This is a genomic window from Methanobrevibacter boviskoreani JH1, from assembly GCF_000320505.1.
Taxonomy (GTDB): Archaea; Methanobacteriota; Methanobacteria; order Methanobacteriales; family Methanobacteriaceae; genus Methanarmilla; species Methanarmilla boviskoreani.
The window spans coordinates 17,992-34,068 of the sequence record NZ_BAGX02000016.1 but is presented as its reverse complement, the minus strand read 5'-3'; the positions used below and the strand labels follow the sequence as shown (position 1 = coordinate 34,068).

Genomic DNA, 16,077 nt, shown 5'->3' with positions numbered 1-16,077 from the left:
GTTTTTATAATAGTTAATTTTTTTTATTTTTTTTAGATGTTTTTTTATTTTAAAAGGGTTTTTATAATCGTTTTTTTTAAATTAAATGTTAAATACTTTTTTTGCATTGTTAGTTGTTATTTTATCGACTTCTTCCAGGTCGATATTTTGTATTTCAGCTATTTTTTTAGCACCTCTTAAAACATATGCAGGTTCATTTCTCTCTTCTTTAGTAAGTCCTAAAAACGGACTATCTGTTTCTGTTAACATATATTCAACAGGTATTTTTGCTGCTAAATCCTGATGATGTTTTGAATAACAAACCATAGTTGAAAATGACATAAAATAATTGTCATGTTCCATTATTCTTTTTGCGGTTTTTAAACTACCACTAAAACAATGGAATACTACATATGGAATATTATCGTATTCATTAACAATGTTTAATCCTTTTTTATCACAGTCCCTTACATGTAGAAGTAAAGGTTTTTTGTATTCATCTGCAATTTCTACAAAAGATATGAAGTTTTCCCTCTGTTTTTGACGTGAGGCTTTGTCCCTTACAAAATAGTAATCCATTCCAACTTCACCAATAGCAACACAGTTATTAATATTGTCTATTAAAAATTCCTGAAATTCCTTAATCTCCTCTTTAGTTTTTTCATGGGATGATACTGGTGAAAATCCTAAACTAGGATATATAAAATCAGGATATTTTTTAGCTAATTCTAAAATTTTTAGACCTGTTGCTTTATTAATTCCAGAGTCAACAATGGAATCTAATACATTTTGGGCTCTATCAATAACATCCTTTCGGTCTTTATCATACTCTTCAAAATCTATATGGCAATGTGTATCAATCATGGAAGTCACTTATAAAAATAATTTTTAAAAAAATAGTGTTAAGATTTAAATAAAATAAATCTTTATAATAAAAAAATAAAAGGAATTTAGGTACCAAAACGTCTGTCTCTTGCTTGGTAATCTCTAATTGCTCTTAAAAAATCAGTTTTTCTAAATTCTGGCCATAAACTGTCACAGAAATATAATTCGGAATATGATGATTGCCATAGTAAGAAACCACTTAATCTTTCCTCACCACTAGTACGGATTATTAAATTAGGATCCTCAAGTCCTCCTGTATAAAGGTTTTTACCAATTATCTCTTCATTAACATCATCGATGGATAGTTTACCTTCTTCAATTTCTTTATACACTTTTTTAACAGCATCGACAATCTCAAGTCTGCCGTCATATCCAATTGCTAAGTTAAATAATCTGTCTTTATAATCCTTGGTTGATTCCTCAGCTTCCTTTATTGCATCTTTAACATCATCCGGTAAAAGGTCGGTTCTGCCAACAACTTGAACTTTCACATGATTTCTATGTATTTTTTCATTAGTAGTTAATCTTTTAAAGTTTTTAACAAATAAATCCATTAATCCGTCTACTTCATGTTTTGATCTATTAAAATTCTCAGTAGAAAAAGCATAAACGGTAATAATTTTAATGCCTAAATCGATAGTCCAGTCTAACACTTTTTCTAATGTATCTACTCCTTTTTCATGCCCTTTGATTACATCCATATTTCCCTGAATTTTACTATATCTACGATTGCCATCCATTATAATAGCAATATGCTTGGGCATTTTATTAGGGTCTAAGTGTTTCATAATATACCATTCGTATATTCTATAAAAAAATTGAGCCACCATTTTATCCCTTTTTTTCTCTTTTTAAATTTGAATAAATATTTTAATTCCCCAAAAAATATATCAAATTTTCATAAATTTATATTATAATAATATATTTATTTATTTATTTTATAATATAGTTAACTACTGATTTATAAATTAAATGTTTAGTTTTAAAAAATATTTTTTTTTAAAAAAAAAGGAAGTAGATTAAGATATTAGTTTTCTTTTTTATTTTCCGCAAGCCGAGCTGCAAATTTAAGAATCCTTACATATCCCTCTGTTGTCTGATCTCTACTTGTATCAATATAAAAATCATCTATTCCCAAGGTTATACCGCCATAACTAGGCCAATTACATAATAAAACCAAAATTCTAAATATATAATTTCCAATAATTCCATTAGGTGCTAACAGAATATTATTATTCTCTTTAATTGCTTTTTCAATGAGAATATAATAATTTTTAATTGTTGTGTTATTGAATCTTTCATCCTTTGAAAATTCAGATTTTAACCTTTTCTCAATTAATTGGCTTTCTTTTAAGGTTTTATCTATTTCTTTTGTACGATTAAAATCATCACTTCTTCCACCTGAGAGTATTGCTATTTTTGGTTCTTTGTTGATTTTAAGTAGAAATTCACATCCCTGTTCTACAAGTGTAATCTTATCTTCAATACTTTGACCTTCATCAATGCCGACAGGTAGAATTAAAAATTCATGGTCTTTAGAATGAATATATGTTCCACGGTTAATTTTTAAGGAGGGATTCTCAGATTTTAAACTTTTAATAACATTAGAGGCAGCAAGGGATCCCCTTATAACTGCATCAACATCCTTATTTTTAATAGCATCAATTAATTCCCTTTCATTTTCTACAAGATTGACCTCAATATTGTCATCTTGGTTTACAATTTCAGATGCTTTAATTATATTTCTGTTTTTTCCTAAACCTGCTGTAATCTTTATCATTATGTTATTATTATTTGAATAAATTAATAAATATATTTATTAATAAGTTAATTTCTTAAGTCTTGAAAGTATATCAGTGATTTTTTCTAGTTTATTCTATTTTATTTAATTTTCAGTTGACTTTTGAATTTTTTTTAATTCAATTCTATTAAATTTCTTTATTTATTTTAATAAAAAACTCTTATAAGGGTTTATATTCAAGTTTAACTAAATTTATTCCTTTTTTTTTATTTAAATTTATAGATTAAATATTTTAATAAGATTTTCATTTTTTTATAATTATTTATTTAATATTTTATACTATAACAATGTTATTTATAAGAAAATCCATTAATATTATATGTTAAAAAAAATATATAATCTATAGAATTAAATTATTTAAGGAATATATCTAATTTTTTATAAATTTAGATTATTATAGATAATTTGAATCTATAATTAAAGTGAGTTTTATGAGACGAACAAAGAAGTTGGTTATTGCAATTCTATTTGTAATACTTGTAGGATTGGTTGCAAATTATGCAGGTACTTATATATATCATGTGGGTACCTCACAAGGAGAGTTAGCACAAGGAGATAAAAACATATTGATTTGTGCAATTGATGAAAGCGAAAAACGTCCAGGAATGGGGGCATGTGATATGGCTTTCATTGTTCATTTACATAATGGTTCAATTGTTAATTACACAGCTGTATATCCACATGGTATGACTCACCCAACTAAAGCAGAGCCAGCAGAAGCTCAAGCTCAAGGAGCAGGTTCTAAACTCCTACTTCATGATTCTTTCTGGGAAAATAATACAGATCAATCAATGCAGAATGCTAAAGAGATTGTAGAGTATAATACTAATGTTTCAATAGATGCTGTTGTTGCTGTGAATAGTGAAGCTATGACTGCGATAATTGATTCAGCAGGACCTTTAGTTGTTGATGGTAAAACTATTAATAGTAGTGCTATCGATGTTGTTCGTGAAGAGCAATACACTAATAAAAACTCTAGGGGAAGCTCTGTAATGATGTTAGTTAAAGCTGTTGCTAATGCAACAAATGATCCTGGTAAAAAAATGAATATGGTTAACACAGCTTTGAATCAATATAATAAAGGAAATATAGTAATGACTCCTAAAGGTGCATTTACTAGTTTATTATATACCAAAGGAATAAATGCATTATTATAAATAATGTATTTTTCTTTTTTTATTATTAACTCTCTTTAAATAATTTAATTTCATTATTCTTTTTTTTATTTAATATTTTCAATGTTTTAAACTCCTTTTAAAAGTAAATGTTCTTCTTTTATAAAAAAATTTTATTGATTTTTAAGTAATTAGAAATATTTTTAAAATTAGTGGTTTTCATTTAATTATTTAAAAAGATTCAATAATATAATAATATATAATTATTAAAAATTACATAGTATAATTATAATAAATTAATTAAACCAATTAAACTTATTTTAAATTATTATTAAATGATTAGTGATATAATGGATGTAATTAAGTATGATGATAGTCAACTTGAAGATATTATAAAAAGATCTGAAGAAGATGTTAATAATGTTCTTGGTACTGTAAGTGATATCTTGGTTGATATTAAAGAAAATAAAGACAAAGCTATCTTAGGTTACACTGAAAAATTCGATGGTGTTAAACTAGGTGATATGAAGGTTTCTAAAGAGGAAATTGAAGAGGCTTATAATAATATTGATGATGATCTTATAGATGCTCTAAAAAGTGCGTCAGCCAATATTGAAAAATTCCATAAGGCTGAAATTCCAAAAGAATGGGATATGGAAGTAATTGATGGGATTAAAGCAGGCCAAATCATAAGACCCCTTGAAACCGTTGGTTGTTATATTCCCGGTGGAAGGGCTGCATACCCCTCAACTATTTTAATGACTGTAATTCCTGCTAAGATTGCAGGTGTTAAAAAGATTGTTTGTTGTACACCCCCTGGAAAGGACGGTAAAGTTATGGATGCAATTTTAGTTGCAAGTGATATTGCAGGAGCAGATGAAATATATAAGGTTGGTGGAGCACAGGCTATTGGTGCAATGGCATATGGTTCAGAAACTGTTCCCAAAGTCGATAAGATAGTAGGCCCTGGAAATATATTTGTAACAGCCGCTAAAAAATTGGTTTATGGAAATGTGGATATTGAATTTCCGGCAGGTCCGTCAGAGTTGCTTATATTGGCTGATGAAACTGATGATGCGGAATTTATTGCATATGATTTCTTATCACAAGCAGAACATGATCCCAATGCAGCTTGTATATTTGTAACACCTAATGAAGAATTAGCAGATGAGGTAGCAGTTGAAATTGATAAGAAAACTAAAGAGGCAGTACGCCGTGAGATTATTGAATCATCTATTGAAAAAAGGGGAAGGATTGTACTTGTTAAAGATTTAGATGAGGGAATATATCTAACAAATAAATATGCTCCGGAGCATTTAATTATTTCAACTAAGGATAATGATTACACATTAAGTAAAATAAACAATGCAGGTTCCATATTTTTAGGTAATTATTCACCTGTGGCATGTGGGGATTATGGTTCTGGAACAAACCATGTACTTCCAACTGGTGGTGGTGCAAGAATGTATTCTGGATTGTCCACTGAGGATTTCCTTAAAAAACCTACTGTACAGGAAGTTTCAAAAGAAGGTTTGAATGTTCTTAAAGAGACTATTATTCCTATTGCAGAATATGAAGGTTTCTTTGCACATGCTGACTCTGTAAAGGTAAGATTTAGGGAAGATAAAAACTAGTTATTCTTAATTATTTAAGGTGATATTATGCCATCTAACTCAGAGAATATACTTGAGCAGATAGAGGAGATTTCAGAAAAAATCACTGAAACAAATAAGTTTACAAGATCTCAGAAAGGACTTGTTGATGACATTACAAGAGCGATTGAATATGAGGAAGAAAATGAATTTGAAAATTTAATCTCCAATGTTGAAGATGATGATGTTTTCATTAAAACCTCAGAGGATTATAAAAAGATTAAGAATGATTTAGATAAACTTAATAAACTTAATCTTGAACAAGTTAAGGTTTTAAATGAGATTAAAGGTCTTATCTTAAAGAGTTTAAACTAAAATTCATTATAATTCTATTTTTTTTTAAAATTTTTTATTAAGATATCTTTTTTATTTTATCATATTTTAAGTATTTATTTAATGTATGAATTTGGGTTTTGGTCAAATCTTAAGGAGAAATAGTATTAGGGTTTAAAATCTTTTATTTTTCAAACTTGATATTTTAAAAAAAGAGTAGATAATTGATTACAATTATCTAATAAAATTGGTTCTTACTTCTTTTTCATGTTCTGGTTTTTCAACTTTATCAAAAGCATTTAACATCCAAGCCATGTTTCTTGCAAGTGTTCTCATGGTTTGAACTCCTTCCTTATCCTGTCTAACCTCTTCAGGGGTGTTACCATGAACAGCATTCCAGTATTGACTTGGTACAATTGGCATGTTTCTAATAGTAAAGTATTTATTTAATCTATCAAAACTTGCAGTTGAACCTGAACGTCTACAACTTACAATACCCGCTCCAGGTTTATTTGCAAATTTGCCTAAATCATGGTAGAAAACCCTATCAAGTATTGCACATAATGCACCATTAGGCCCTGCAAAGTAAACTGGTGAGCCTACAATAATTCCATCACATTCAAGTAATGCTTTCTTAATATCATTAGTACAATCATCTGTAAAGTTACACAATCCGTCTTCAAGGCATTTTTCACATGCAACACAACCACGGACCTGTCTGTTTCTAATCCAGATTTTTTCAGTATCAATATCATATTTGGCTAGCTCTTCACTAATGATTGTTAAAGCTTCATTTGTACATCCATCCCTATGTGGACTTCCATTTACAAGTAATACCTTCATATTATCACCTAAAATCTAAAAATATATAAATTTAAAATTCTTTTTTATATAATTATATATTTATATTTATGAATATTTAAAATTTTTAACATTTTAAATCGATTGAAAGCATTATTAAAATATAAAGTTTATTAATTAAAAATTATATAAATACTGATGTATGAAATACTTCTTAAAAAATTATTGAAATTTTAAATCTTAAATTTGTTTGAAACAATAATTAAGCTATTTTGTTTATAGAAAGAGATTTTTATTAAATATAATTTTTTATATTTCTTACTCTTATTATTTTTTTTATTATAGAGGTGAATTAAGTGGAATACTTATTAAGAGACTTAAGAAGAACTCATTATACTAAAGATGTTACCACTGATGTAATAGGTCAGGATGTAACTATTATGGGATGGGTTCATGAAATTCGTGATTTAGGTGGAATTATTTTCTTACTTATTCGTGATTTCAAAGGTATGATACAGGTTACTGCACCTAGTAAAAAAGTATCTGCTGAAATCTTGGAAGATATTAGAGCTCTTAGAAAAGAATCAGTAGTTGCAGTTAAAGGTACTGTACAAGACTCTAATAAAGCACCAAATGGTGTAGAAATTATACCATCCGAAATTACAGTATTAAATATGGCTGATCAACCATTGCCAATGGATCCAACTGAAAAGGTTAAAGCTGAAATCGATACTAGATTAAATTCCAGATTCTTAGATTTAAGAAAACCTGGTGTAAGTGCAATATTTAAGATTAAAAATCAAATGTTTAAATCTGTACGTGAATACTTTGCAGATAATGATATAATTGAGATTCATACTCCTAAACTTGTAGCATCAGCTACTGAAGGAGGAACTGAACTTTTCCCAATTACTTATTTTGAAAGAGAGGCATTCTTAGGACAATCACCACAATTATACAAACAAATGATGATGTCTGCTGGATTTGATAAAGTATTTGAAATTGGTCAAATATTCAGGGCAGAAGAGCATGATACTCTAAGACATTTAAACGAGGCAATTTCTATAGATATGGAAGCATCTTTCATGGATGATGAAGATGTAATGAAAATGTTAAATGAAATGTTAGTTAAAGTTATTGCTGATGTAAATGAATATCGCTCTGAGGAATTAAATACTTTAGAACATAAAATAGAGGTACCTCAAGGTAAGTTTGAAGTAATCGATTATGATGAAGCTGTGGACCTTGTTAACTCCCGTGGAGTTGAAATGGAATATGGTGAGGATTTATCCCGTGAAGGTGAAAAGGTTTTAGGAGATGCAATGGATGATTTCTATTTCTTAACCGGATGGCCTACTGCAATTAAACCATTCTATGTAATGCCTTATGAAAACAAACCTGAAAAATCCCATGCTTTCGATTTAATGTATAAGAATCTTGAATTATCTTCAGGAGCAACCCGTATCCACCAATATGATCTTTTACTTAATCAATTAATAGCTAAAGATTTAAATCCTGAATCATTTGAAGCATACTTAAAGGCATTTAAATATGGTATGCCTCCTCACGCAGGATGGGGTCTTGGTGCAGACAGAGTAAACATGGTTTTAACTGGTGTTGAAAACATTAGGGAAACTGTACTCTTCCCAAGAGACAGACATCGATTAACTCCTTAGGTTTAAAACCTAAGGTTTATTTTTTACTATTTTTTATTATTTTTATTTTTCAATTTAGTCTTGCTGTTTTTTTAGTGTAATCTTTAATGTAATTGCTGTTTTATGAATCTTTTCACTTTTTAGAGGAACCTGTTTTTATATTATAAACTCTAATTTTTAAATTATGTTTTAATATTATGAGGAACATAGTAATCTTATGGTCTATGATATTGTTATTATTGGGGGAGGAGCTAGTGGGATGATGTGTGCAATTAGTGCTGCTCAAACATCACCTGGAACTAATATAGTTCTTCTTGAGAAAAATGATCGATTAGGTCGTAAATTAGCTATTACTGGTCATGGACGTTGTAATATAACAAACTCCGCTCCCCTTAGAGAAACTCTTAACAAATATGGCAAGAAGGAAAGTAAATTCTTAAAACACTCTTTTTACAATTTAAAAAATGAGGATTTACTTAATATTTTTAGAGAAAAAGGTTTGGAGTTTAAAGTTGAGGGGAATAATAGGGTTTTTCCAATAACTGAAAAATCACAGTCAGTAATAAATGTATTAAAATCATATTTATCTGATTTAAATGTGGAAATCAAATTAAACTTTGATGTTGAATCTGTTGAAAAGGATTCTGATTTATTTTTAATTAAATCCAAGGATAATGTTATTAAATCTAGAAGTCTTGTTTTAGCTACTGGCGGTCTAACCTATCCGAATACCGGCTCAACAGGTGATGGTTATAGATTTGCAAGTAATTTATCACACCATATATCTGCAATAAAACCTGCTGCCTGTGGTTTTATAATCAATGATAATAATTTAATCAAGCTTAAAGGATTAAGCTTTGAAAATTTAAAGGTATCTTTTAGGGATATGTCCGGTAAAAATATTGAAAGATGTGGGGATATGCTTATATCTCATAATGGTCTTACAGGACCTGTAATAATTAATCTTAGTAATGAACTTATGAATAATCAGGATTTTGATATGTTGAATGGTATTAAAGACTTTAAAAAAACTGATATCTTCATTGATTTTGCTCCGGATTCAAACAGGGAAGAGCTTAAAAATGGTATAATCAATACCCAAGATAATAAGAAAGAGATACATAATTATTTAAATAATTATCTTCCAAATAATTTCTCCAAATACTTTTTGGATACTATTGGTGTGGATAGAACAGTAACTTTAAGTAATTTATCAAAAAAGGATAGAAATAAAATAATTGAAGGATTGAAAAGTTTTAAATTAACTGTTGATAATATAGCTATTAAAAGTGCATATATTACTCTTGGAGGTATTGAATTAGACGAGATTAATCCGAAAACTCTTGAATCTAAATTGGTTGATGGTTTATATTTTGCAGGGGAAATCTTAGATGTCTGTGGACCGACTGGAGGATATAATTTAATGATTGCATTTACAACTGCCTATCTTGCAGGCCAATCAGTAGCCAGATCAGTAAATTCTTAGTTAAGATTTTAAGTGTTTTTTTTTAAATTTTTATAAACTAAATATTATGGCAATTATCTAATTTAATAATTTAATTAATTATAAAAACTAATAGAACATATATAATTATATTATATAGGTGAAATAATGGAAACTTATGCAATAGAATATATTTTTAATCATATTCACAGATTATATTCAGAAAATCCAAAAGGAGATTATGGTTATATAAAAATATATCTTAAAAGTAAAATGAGTATTAAAACTCATATTAAAGATATAGTATATGATGAACTAGATAAAGGAATTATTTTTATTAAATATGAGAATAATGAAGAATTCGGGGAATTTATTTCAACTGAAGATATTATTAAAATTAGACATGTAAGTCCATGAAGATGTGATAACAATGTTTATGGGAGCATCTACAGATCAGGGTATGGATATAGCAACGAAAAGTAGGGATATTATACGTTCATTAATAGGTGATGATATTAAAGATTTAAATCCTGCAGAAAGGGATATTGTTGAACGTATTGTACATTCCACTGCAGATCCGGAATATGCTAAATTGGTATCAATTAGTCAGGATTTTGTTGAGGTTAGTCTTAAGTCCTTAAAAAAACATGAGGATATTCTAACTGATATCAATATGGTTAAAGCGGGAATTACCCAGTATGACGGTGAGGTATATTCCTATATTAAAGATGAGAATGTTAAAGAATATGCCAAAGATAAGGGTATTACAAGAGCGGCTGCTGCAATGGAGTATGCCGCAAAAGAAGGTTTTGAGGGTATAATTGTTATTGGTAATGCTCCAACTTCCTTATTTAAATCTATTGAACTTGTAGAATCTGGCAAGCTAAACGCAAGGTCTATAGTTGGTGTTCCTGTAGGATTCGTGAAGGCAGCTGATTCAAAGGAAGCCCTTTCAAAATCAAATATTCCTCATGTAATCACCCGTGGACCTAAAGGAGGTACACCAATTGCCGTTGCATGTGTAAACAGTTTAATTTCAACTTTAAAAAATGAGAATTATTATCAAAGATAGTTAGTTTGTGATAAAATGATGACTTCAAAAGAAATGTTTATTATATCAAAAGATTATATTCCTGGAGGGGTTTCATCTCCAGTAAGAGCATATGAACCTTATCCTTTCTTTGTTAAAAAGGGACATGGTTCTAGAATTTATGATGTGGATGGAAACGAATATATTGACCATTGTCTTGCATATGGGCCATTAGTTCTCGGTCATGCAAATGAGAAAATCACCCATACAATTTCACATCAATTAAAGTTAGGTACTGCATATGGGGCACCAACCGAGGCTGAGATTAAACTTGCAAAAGAAGTTGTAAATAGGGTTCCATGTGCTGAAATGGTAAGATTCTGTAATTCCGGTACAGAGGCAACAATGGGGGCAATTAGACTTGCAAGAGGTTTTACAGGTAAAAATAAAATAATCAAATTTGAGGGAACTTATCATGGTGCTCATGATTATGTGCTTGTGAAATCCGGTTCCGGTGGAGCTTGTCTTCCAGATTCAATAGGTATTCCTAAAGAAACTACTGAGAATACAATTTCCTGTCCATTTAATGATGAGGATGCATTAACTAAGCTTATAATGGATAATAAAGATGATATTGCAGCAGTTATTATTGAACCTGTAATGGGTAATATAGGTTGTGTAGCTCCTGATGAGGGATATCTGGATTTTGTCCGTGAAATTACAAAAGACCATGATATTTTATTAATCTTTGATGAGGTAATTACCGGTTTTAGATTATCCCGTGGTGGAGCTCAGGAATACTTTGATATTTTACCTGATCTTGTAACCTTTGGTAAGATTCTAGGTGGGGGTTTTCCAGTAGGTGCAATTGCAGGACGTAAGGATATAATGGAAATGTTGGCTCCTAATGGTCCTGTTTATCAGGCAGGTACTTTCAGTGGTAATCCAATTACAATTAACGCAGGTCTTGCAACTATGGAACAGTTAACTTATGATTTCTATAATAAGTTAAATGCTAAAGGCCAATATTTAAGGGAATCTATTAATGATATTGTAGAAGATTTGGATTTAGATATTCAGCCTGTTGGTTTAAGTTCAATGTTTCAAATTTACTTTACACCTAATGAGGTCCATAATTATGCAGATGCACAAACTGCAGATAAGGACCGTTTCCTTGTATACTTTAGGCAATTACTTAAAAACAATGTATTTATACCACCAAGTCAATTTGAATGTAATTTTATATCTATTAAACATACAGAAGACGACTTGGATAAAACGGCAGATGCAATTGAGAATGCTTTAAGAGTTGCATGGGATTTGCCTGTAGAAGATGATGATTGAATAGTTAAGATCTTTTAATTTTTTATTTATCTTTTAATCTTGACTTTTTTTTATTTATTTAGATTGTATTTTGTTTCTTTATTTTCGCTTTGACTATTTTTTTTTATTGAGTTTGTATTTTATTTCTTTATTCCTATTTTAACTCCTTTTTTATTACAATTAATATTATTTTTTAATTTTTTAGGATAATCTTATCTTTATTGTTAAAATTTTAATACAATTATTCATCATAGTATTTTTTATAAAAATTTTTTTAACTTAGGTTTATTTTTATAAATTATATTTTAGAAAATATTTGTGATTTGGTTATTTTATTAAAAGTTTATTGTATTATTTATTTGTTCATTTTCATGTTTCTGATTCTAATTAGTTAATTGTTTAAAAATATACATAACCTTTATTAATATTAAAATAAATAATATTAATGTAAAATTAATGAGTACATATATTATAATTTAAAAATAAGATTAGTGTATAAAATTAATATTTATCCAAGTTAATAATTTATATAAATTTCATATAATGGAAAATATCATTTATATAAATCTATTAATTCAAATAATTTATAAATAATAATTAAAATTTAAAAGGTACATAAATTGTATTTTTAAATACTTTCAATTGTTATTTAATGAGTTTATCATTATTAAAATGGCAATCTTTGATTGTTATTTTTAATATACATATAATTTTGGGAAGGGTTTTTTATGTATAAGGATGAAATGATACAAATGCATCAATTTTTAGTTTATGTATTAAAGTACTTAGCAGAAAATGATGAAATTAAAAACGATTGTAGTGAATATATTGCATTAAACATTAGTCCGCATCATATTCACAGGACTAAAGCAGAACACAAACATGCAATATTTGTATTGGCTAATACAATATCTAAAGTAATATTAAATAAAGATGAAAATTCAATTCCGCCAAATGTTACTAATGCTTTACAGGAATTGGTAAAAAGATCTGAAAATGATTTGGCTAAGGCTGAATCTAAATAGTTGATTATATCCTTTATTTATTTTTTTTACTTTTGATTTTTTATCTTTTTTTAATGTTTTCCTAAATCTTTTTAGGTTTTACTCTTAGTTTTTGCTTTTTAATAGATTATCTTTTTTAATGCTTTATTATTATCAATATATTTTAGTAATTTTTATCATTTATTAAATTTAATTATTTTATAACTGTTTTTTAGAATAATCGAGAATTATAACATTTTCTTTTACTTTTTGCTGTTTATATAGTATGGGAAATGTATTTCTAATAAACAGTTTTTTAATTTTTATAGAATTCTGTAAACATATCCATTTCAGTAAAATAATTCTTTATTTGTTTTTTATTTTTTTTCAGGTTTTTTTTTATTGTCTCATCATTAATCATTCTATTATTTTGATATTTTCTTATTTTCATGATACTAATTTATTTAAATGTGCTTCTAGAATATTATCGAAATAAACTTGTTTTATACAATTGATAAGGATACATTAGTTTTATTGTAAAATTTATAAACTTTTATTTCGAAACAATAAAATCTTTATTATAGATTAAATATAATATTAATATTATTCAATTTTTTTTAGGTTGGTTTTATTATGACTAGTATTCTATGTTTGGTTGATGGGGAACATTATCTTCCTGTTACAAAATCTGCTATTGTATCAATTAATGATATTGAAGACTTTGAAGTAATAGGTATGGTTTTTATTGGAGGAACTGAGAAACTAAAAACAGATAATCCCCAGGCATATTCTGAGGTGATGGGCTTTCCAGTTTATTTTGGTGAGGATGAAAATGAAATTCCATATGATTTAATTTGTAAAATGATTAAGAAATATAGTCCTGATATTGTAATGGACTTATCTGATGAACCAGTACTTGATTATTCTAAAAGGTTTAAGATAGCATGTAATGTTTTGTCTTTGGGATGTATATATGAGGGTCCTGATTTTAAGTTTGAGCCACCTACCTTTGATGATATTCTTGAAAAACCATCCCTTAAAATATTGGGTACAGGTAAAAGAATTGGTAAAACTGCAGTGAGTACTTATACCTCACGTTTAATAGCTAAAAATCAATATAATCCCTGTGTTGTAGCAATGGGTAGAGGGGGACCTGAGGTACCGGAAATTGTTCACGGTGATGAATTTGAAATAACCCCTGAATTTTTAATGGAACAATCCGAAAAGGGAGTTCACGCTGCAAGTGATCATTGGGAAGATGCATTGATGAGTAGGGTTTTAACTATTGGTTGTAGACGTTGTGGTGGTGGAATGTCTGGTGAGGTCTTCATGACTAACATGTTGGAAGGAGCTAAGATTGCAAATAAACAGGATAAAGATTTTCTAATATTTGAAGGTAGTGGAGCGGCTATACCTCCTATTAAAACAGATAAGAATATTGTACTTGTTGGGGCTAATCAGGATATAATTAATATTACAAATTTCTTTGGTCCATATAGGATTGGTTTAGGTGATTTGATTATTCTTACTATGTGTGAGGAGCCATTAACCCCACAGGTTAAAATAGATGAGATAATTGAGTTTATTCATGGTATCAAACCAGAAGTGGAAATCATTCCTACGGTCTTTAGACCGAAACCATTAAAATCTATTAAAGGTAAGAAAGTTCTTTTTGCAACCACTGCACCAAATGCCGTTAAGGATAAACTGGTGGAATACCTTGAAGGGGTTTATGAATGTGAGATTATAGGTACAACACCCTATTTATCCAACAGACCTTTACTTAAAAAAGATATTGGAAAGTATATAAATGATGTTGATTGTATGTTGACTGAACTTAAAGCTGCTGCAGTTGATGTTGCAACTAAAGAAGCTATTAATGCAGGTTTAGAAGTAGTTTACTGTGATAATATACCGATTGTAATAAAGGGTGATTATCCGAATCTGGATGAAGCTATTTTAAATCTTGTAGATTCTGCTATTTCAGATTTTAATGATAACTGATTGTTCAATTATTAATCTTAATGGTTTTATCGTTTTATAATTCAATTTTTTAAAAAAATTTATTATTTTTTTTTATTTTAGTCAGAAATTATTGAATTCATTTTTTTATATAAATAAACTTTTAAATAGAAACTAGCTGTTTTTACCGTTTTCTTATAAAATCTTTAAAAAATTTACTCAATTATCAATTCTTAAAAAAAAGTAAATAGTTTTGTATGTTAAATTTATCTAAATTAATCATTATAAGATTGGAGTAATATGTCGAATAAATCATCTATCATAGTGTCTGATTCTAAATCTAAGAAATTTAATCCCTTTTCAGTAATTCCTCCAGGTGTACAAACAGTATTAATTAGATTATCACAATTATCTTCACTATTTAAACTATCTTTACTTAAAACTTCACTTGTTCCTATTAATGTTTTGAGAATTAAATATTTACACTCATCATAATCTAAATCGGAATTGTCAAATCCATATTCTGCAAACTTTTTAACAATTAAAGAAATGTAGGCTGGAGCACAACTTGTAAGTATGGTAGTTATTTCAATGTCCTTTTCTGATGGAAGAATTTTTACATATGAAAAATTATTAAACATATTCTCTAAACTTGTAGAATCAAGGAAATTAACTTTAGAATTATGAACTATTAAACTAATTCCCTTTTGTTTGTCACTTTCTGTAAAACTTGAGGATATGGTTGGGATAACTAAACTTACAGATCCGTCATATACCTCTTCAATATCTTCAAAGCTAACTCCTGCACAGGTATGAATCAAATGTTTGGATTCTAGATTTTCCTTAATTTCACTAATCACATTTAATAAATCATCGCTTTCAACGGATATGATTATTTTATCTGCCTTTTTAGAAAGCATTATGTTATCATCTGTAATTTCGATATCTGGATAATAGTTTTTTATTGCATCTAATTTCTTGATGTTTCTATTTGATATGATCAATTCATCTTCGTTAACAATATTGTTTTTTAGTAGATTTTCACTAATCATATTTCCAATATTTCCATATCCTATTATTCCAATTGTCATTATATCCCTTTTAAAATATTATTGTCTCTTAAATTTTATTTGATGTTTTGAATCTCTTTAATTCATCTGGAATTCAAATTCAA

15 protein-coding genes are annotated in these 16,077 nt (G+C 28.2%); 10 read left to right on the top strand and 5 right to left on the bottom strand.

Going from position 1 to position 16,077, the window contains the following annotated elements; translation table 11 throughout:
• Positions 1 to 81: 81 nt before the first annotated feature.
• The 3 genes from ON24_RS03620 to mtxX form a co-directional block, all read right to left on the bottom strand.
• The gene (locus ON24_RS03620; RefSeq protein ID WP_016358271.1) at positions 82 to 843 is read right to left on the bottom strand and encodes a TatD family hydrolase; all 762 of its coding nucleotides are present in this window, start codon (positions 841 to 843) and stop codon (positions 82 to 84) included.
• 86 nt (positions 844 to 929) lie between these two features.
• Positions 930 to 1,694: a polyprenyl diphosphate synthase gene (uppS, locus tag ON24_RS03615; protein WP_016358272.1), complete on the bottom strand. Its 765-nt coding sequence runs from the start codon at positions 1,692 to 1,694 to the stop codon at positions 930 to 932.
• Positions 1,695 to 1,891: 197 nt separating this feature from the next.
• The gene (gene mtxX, locus ON24_RS03610; protein ID WP_016358273.1) at positions 1,892 to 2,644 is read right to left on the bottom strand and encodes a methanogenesis marker protein Mmp4/MtxX; all 753 of its coding nucleotides are present in this window, start codon (positions 2,642 to 2,644) and stop codon (positions 1,892 to 1,894) included.
• Positions 2,645 to 3,096: 452 nt separating this feature from the next.
• On the opposite strand from mtxX, the gene ON24_RS03605 reads away from it, so the two are divergent.
• The 3 genes from ON24_RS03605 to ON24_RS03595 all read left to right on the top strand — a co-directional run bounded on the left by ON24_RS03605 (position 3,097) and on the right by ON24_RS03595 (position 5,747).
• Entirely contained in the window at positions 3,097 to 3,822 is a 726-nt protein-coding gene (locus tag ON24_RS03605; protein ID WP_016358274.1) for a DUF4012 domain-containing protein, read from the top strand.
• 308 nt (positions 3,823 to 4,130) lie between these two features.
• Positions 4,131 to 5,414, top strand: coding sequence for a histidinol dehydrogenase (hisD, locus tag ON24_RS03600; protein WP_016358275.1), 1,284 nt, complete (start codon positions 4,131 to 4,133; stop codon positions 5,412 to 5,414).
• A gap of 27 nt (positions 5,415 to 5,441) precedes the next feature.
• The gene (locus ON24_RS03595; protein ID WP_016358276.1) at positions 5,442 to 5,747 is read left to right on the top strand and encodes a hypothetical protein; all 306 of its coding nucleotides are present in this window, start codon (positions 5,442 to 5,444) and stop codon (positions 5,745 to 5,747) included.
• 192 nt (positions 5,748 to 5,939) lie between these two features.
• Here the strand turns inward: ON24_RS03595 and ON24_RS03590 are convergent, their stop codons facing one another.
• Positions 5,940 to 6,548, bottom strand: coding sequence for a flavodoxin family protein (locus ON24_RS03590; RefSeq protein WP_016358277.1), 609 nt, complete (start codon positions 6,546 to 6,548; stop codon positions 5,940 to 5,942).
• A 314-nt stretch (positions 6,549 to 6,862) separates the two neighbouring features.
• Between ON24_RS03590 and aspS the strand changes: the two genes are divergently transcribed.
• The 7 genes from aspS to ON24_RS03555 all read left to right on the top strand — a co-directional run bounded on the left by aspS (position 6,863) and on the right by ON24_RS03555 (position 14,945).
• Complete coding sequence (gene aspS, locus ON24_RS03585; protein WP_016358278.1) at positions 6,863 to 8,182, top strand: aspartate--tRNA(Asn) ligase; 1,320 nt, start codon at positions 6,863 to 6,865, stop codon at positions 8,180 to 8,182.
• A gap of 196 nt (positions 8,183 to 8,378) precedes the next feature.
• A complete protein-coding gene (locus tag ON24_RS03580) occupies positions 8,379 to 9,647 on the top strand; it encodes a BaiN/RdsA family NAD(P)/FAD-dependent oxidoreductase (RefSeq protein WP_040681987.1) in 1,269 nt (422 codons plus the stop codon).
• Positions 9,648 to 9,773: 126 nt separating this feature from the next.
• The gene (locus ON24_RS03575) at positions 9,774 to 10,022 is read left to right on the top strand and encodes a hypothetical protein (protein WP_040681986.1); all 249 of its coding nucleotides are present in this window, start codon (positions 9,774 to 9,776) and stop codon (positions 10,020 to 10,022) included.
• A gap of 13 nt (positions 10,023 to 10,035) precedes the next feature.
• The gene (locus ON24_RS03570; protein WP_016358281.1) at positions 10,036 to 10,677 is read left to right on the top strand and encodes a cobalt-precorrin-8 methylmutase; all 642 of its coding nucleotides are present in this window, start codon (positions 10,036 to 10,038) and stop codon (positions 10,675 to 10,677) included.
• 18 nt (positions 10,678 to 10,695) lie between these two features.
• Complete coding sequence (gene hemL, locus ON24_RS03565) at positions 10,696 to 11,979, top strand: glutamate-1-semialdehyde 2,1-aminomutase (RefSeq protein WP_040681985.1); 1,284 nt, start codon at positions 10,696 to 10,698, stop codon at positions 11,977 to 11,979.
• Positions 11,980 to 12,686: 707 nt separating this feature from the next.
• On the top strand, positions 12,687 to 12,983 hold the full coding sequence (locus tag ON24_RS03560; RefSeq protein WP_016358283.1) for a UPF0058 family protein: 297 nt from the start codon (positions 12,687 to 12,689) through the stop codon (positions 12,981 to 12,983).
• 591 nt (positions 12,984 to 13,574) lie between these two features.
• On the top strand, positions 13,575 to 14,945 hold the full coding sequence (locus ON24_RS03555; RefSeq protein ID WP_016358284.1) for a cyclic 2,3-phosphoglycerate synthetase: 1,371 nt from the start codon (positions 13,575 to 13,577) through the stop codon (positions 14,943 to 14,945).
• Positions 14,946 to 15,178: 233 nt separating this feature from the next.
• Here the strand turns inward: ON24_RS03555 and ON24_RS03550 are convergent, their stop codons facing one another.
• Positions 15,179 to 15,994: a pyrroline-5-carboxylate reductase family protein gene (locus tag ON24_RS03550; RefSeq protein WP_050553544.1), complete on the bottom strand. Its 816-nt coding sequence runs from the start codon at positions 15,992 to 15,994 to the stop codon at positions 15,179 to 15,181.
• Positions 15,995 to 16,077: the final 83 nt, after the last annotated feature.

Bases quoted from the DNA above. Each gene is read 5' to 3' on its own strand.
- ON24_RS03575 (WP_040681986.1), top strand. From the start codon at position 9,774: ATGGAAACTTATGCAATAGAATATATTTTTAATCATATTCACAGATTA.
- hisD (WP_016358275.1), top strand. From the start codon at position 4,131: ATGGATGTAATTAAGTATGATGATAGTCAACTTGAAGATATTATAAAA.
- ON24_RS03590 (WP_016358277.1), bottom strand. From the start codon at position 6,548: ATGAAGGTATTACTTGTAAATGGAAGTCCACATAGGGATGGATGTACA.
- ON24_RS03560 (WP_016358283.1), top strand. From the start codon at position 12,687: ATGTATAAGGATGAAATGATACAAATGCATCAATTTTTAGTTTATGTA.
- ON24_RS03555 (WP_016358284.1), top strand. From the start codon at position 13,575: ATGACTAGTATTCTATGTTTGGTTGATGGGGAACATTATCTTCCTGTT.
- ON24_RS03550 (WP_050553544.1), bottom strand. From the start codon at position 15,994: ATGACAATTGGAATAATAGGATATGGAAATATTGGAAATATGATTAGT.
- uppS (WP_016358272.1), bottom strand. From the start codon at position 1,694: ATGGTGGCTCAATTTTTTTATAGAATATACGAATGGTATATTATGAAA.
- ON24_RS03620 (WP_016358271.1), bottom strand. From the start codon at position 843: ATGATTGATACACATTGCCATATAGATTTTGAAGAGTATGATAAAGAC.
- hemL (WP_040681985.1), top strand. From the start codon at position 10,696: ATGACTTCAAAAGAAATGTTTATTATATCAAAAGATTATATTCCTGGA.
- ON24_RS03580 (WP_040681987.1), top strand. From the start codon at position 8,379: ATGGTCTATGATATTGTTATTATTGGGGGAGGAGCTAGTGGGATGATG.
- ON24_RS03595 (WP_016358276.1), top strand. From the start codon at position 5,442: ATGCCATCTAACTCAGAGAATATACTTGAGCAGATAGAGGAGATTTCA.
- mtxX (WP_016358273.1), bottom strand. From the start codon at position 2,644: ATGATAAAGATTACAGCAGGTTTAGGAAAAAACAGAAATATAATTAAA.
- ON24_RS03605 (WP_016358274.1), top strand. From the start codon at position 3,097: ATGAGACGAACAAAGAAGTTGGTTATTGCAATTCTATTTGTAATACTT.
- ON24_RS03570 (WP_016358281.1), top strand. From the start codon at position 10,036: ATGTTTATGGGAGCATCTACAGATCAGGGTATGGATATAGCAACGAAA.